Raw genomic sequence first — 3,162 nt, forward strand, 5'->3', positions numbered from 1 at the left:
AAGTGAGGGACTTTGAACGAGAAATATTGTCTCAAAGTCCCCCAAAATTGGGGGTTGGAGGGCAGAAGTGCTGAACAACGAAGCGAGAAAACTCCATCGAATTCACGTTAACAAAATGAGCAATGATTGCAATCCACAGAATTAGCCGCAGAGTTAACCCCACAAAAAACAGCCCTGAAACCAGCTTCACAAGAAACGGTTTGGGGCTGCTTAATTTAGATTTGCAGATTTAGAAACCGAAAGACATTAAATGCTGCTCGTCAACGTCGTGTGTTCTCCTTTGATCAGTTGCCCATCCACATCCAGATTGACCGGAATCGGTTCGACATTCCAGATTTCTTTGCAGTACTGGCTGATCGTGTTGTCAGACGAAAATTTGCCCATCCGCGCCACATTTAGAATCGATTTGCGAGTCCAACTGGTCTGGTCTTTGTAAGCCTCGCTCACCTGATCCTGACAGTCGAGATAAAACTGGAAGTCTGCCAGCAGCATGTACTCGTCTTTGAACAGCAAGGAATCAACGATCGACTTAAACAAATCTGGCTCCTTGGGCACAAAGAACCCGGACGCAATCTGATCGATCACCTGCTTAAGTTCGGGGTTGTCGTGATAGTAGTGCATCGGGTTATAGCCCTGCGACTTCATCACCATCACTTCTTGCGCCGTCAGCCCAAACAAGAAGAAATTCTCTGCGCCCACTTCTTCGCGGATTTCAACGTTGGCTCCGTCAAGGGTACCGATCGTCAGGGCCCCGTTGAGTGAAAATTTCATGTTGCCTGTGCCAGAGGCTTCTTTGCCAGCGGTCGAGATCTGCTCAGATAAGTCAGCCGCAGGATAAGTAATCTGCCCCAGCGAGACGGAGAAATTCGCCAAAAACACGACCTTGATCAAGTCTTGAGCATCCGGATCATGATTCACGACGCTAGCGACTGAGTTGATCAATTTGATCACCAACTTCGCCATAAAGTAGCCTGGAGCCGCCTTTCCACCAAAGATGAAGGTGCGAGGCGTAATGTTCAGAGATTTTAGCGTTCCATTCGCAGCGGCACGTTTGATCCGGTTGTACAGCGTGATCACATGCATGATATTGAGCAGTTGACGCTTGTATTCGTGAATCCGTTTCACTTGAATGTCAAACATCGAATCTACATCAATCTCAAGATCATTGTTTGCTTGAATGTAGTCCGCCAGCGTACGCTTGTTGTCTTGCTTGATCTTACGCCATGCCGCTTGGAATTCGGGATCATCTGCAAAGGCTTCTAGCTTTCTTAGATCGTCCAGATTTTTGAGCCACTGATCCCCAATTTTGCTTGTGATTAGTTGCGACAGTACAGGATTACTCATCAGCACCCACCGCCGTGGCGTTACGCCATTGGTTTTATTCTGGAACTTTTCTGGATACATCTCAAAAAAGTCATGCATCACATCGCGCTTGAGCAATTCGGTATGCAGGGCGGCGACTCCATTGGTCGTGTGACTACCTACAAAAGCCAAATGCGCCATGCGAATGTGCTTTTCGGGGCCTTCTTGTACCAGTGACATCCGCTCAAGTCTGGCTTTATCATTGGGGAATTTTTGACGAATCTCATCTAAAAATCGGTAGTTGATTTCGTAAATGATCTCCAAGTGTCGAGGCAGCAACCGCCCAAACAGACCGACCGCCCAGCGTTCCAGCGCTTCAATCAGTAGCGTGTGATTGGTGTAGGCAAAGGTTTTGCGCGTAATCTCCCACGCTTGTTCCCATTCGAGGAAATGCTCATCAATTAGCAAGCGCATCAATTCTGCAACGCCGATCGACGGGTGCGTATCATTTAACTGAATCGCTACTTTGTCGGGGAAGGCATCAAAGTTGTCATACGATCGCAAATACTGGCGAATAATATCCTGCAACGAACAAGACACAAAGAAATACTGCTGTTCTAAGCGGAGTTCTTTACCCTGGGGCGTGTTGTCGTTGGGATACAGAACCTTAGAGATATTTTCAGAATAGGTTTTGTCGGCAACCGCTTGCGTATACTCTCCAGCATCAAACACCTGGAAGTTAAAGTCTTCACTGGACTTAGCACTCCACAGACGCAGCGGATTCACCGTATTGTTCTTAAATCCGGGGATCGGCGTGTCATAGGGCGTTCCATAGACTGTATTGCGAGGCATCCACCGGACTCGATAGTGACCATTCGCATCCGTGTAGGCTTCGGTGTGGCCGCCAAACTTAACTTCTACCATGTAGTCAGGGCGAGCAATCTCCCAGGGATTGCCAAATCTCAGCCAGTTATCGGGGCGTTCGTGCTGCCAGCCGCCTGCGATCATTTGGTCAAAAATGCCGTATTCGTAGCGAATCCCGTAGCCCATTGCTGGAATTTGCAGCGTCGCCAACGAGTCCAAAAAGCAAGCGGCGAGTCGTCCAAGACCACCATTGCCCAGACCGGGTTCTTCTTCGCGCTCTAGCAAATCTTCGAGGTTTAGCCCCACCTCTTTGGTGACGGCTTGCATCTGGTCATAGATGCCCAAATTGGTCAGATTATTCCTTGAGAGGCGACCAATCAGAAACTCTGCCGAAAGATAGTAAACGGTCTTGGTCTCCTTCTCTGCGTATGCCTTGGCGGTTTTAATCCGCCGATCGATGAGTCGATCGCGCACCGTGTATGCCAATGCCATGTAGTAGTCATACAGAGTGGCGAACCGCTCGTCTTTACCTTGAATGTAGTAAAGGTTATCGGTGAAGGCGCGCTTGATATTTTCCAGCGACATTCCGGTACGATCGTTCTTAACAGACATAGGCTTGTTGCTTGATCTCTTATTGATTGGCTTAGTAAACCCAACTTACGAACCCTACAGCCGTCGATCGTCTGAATTAAGTGCCCGAAAATACAGCGAGGGTAATTTACTAGAAAAATTAAGATTTGCTGGTTCGTAGTGGGTGAGTCGTGATGTGCGTTAGCCTACCACTTTCTGACAAGGTTTATACGGTTTAGCGAGTTTGGGTCACTCTCCAGAGTGCGGCGTTTTCATTTTAGAACAAGTTCAAGTGAGGAGGGAGGAGGGAGGAGGCAGTAGGTAGATGACAAGTGAAGCAGTAAAAATCTTTAACGCTCAATTCCGAACCGTCCTCATCCCTCATCCCTCATCCCTCATCCCTCATCCCTCATCCCTCATCCCTCA

General features: G+C 48.3%; 1 protein-coding gene. It reads right to left on the reverse strand.

Annotation, left to right across the window (positions count from 1 at the left end; translation table 11 throughout):
* Positions 1 to 246 precede the first annotated feature (246 nt).
* The gene (locus tag ACJ2PR_RS35480) at positions 247 to 2,778 is read right to left on the reverse strand and encodes a glycogen/starch/alpha-glucan phosphorylase (protein WP_446880581.1); all 2,532 of its coding nucleotides are present in this window, start codon (positions 2,776 to 2,778) and stop codon (positions 247 to 249) included.
* Positions 2,779 to 3,162 lie beyond the last annotated feature (384 nt).

The sequence above is a fragment of the Phormidesmis sp. 146-33 genome (genome assembly GCF_052939515.1).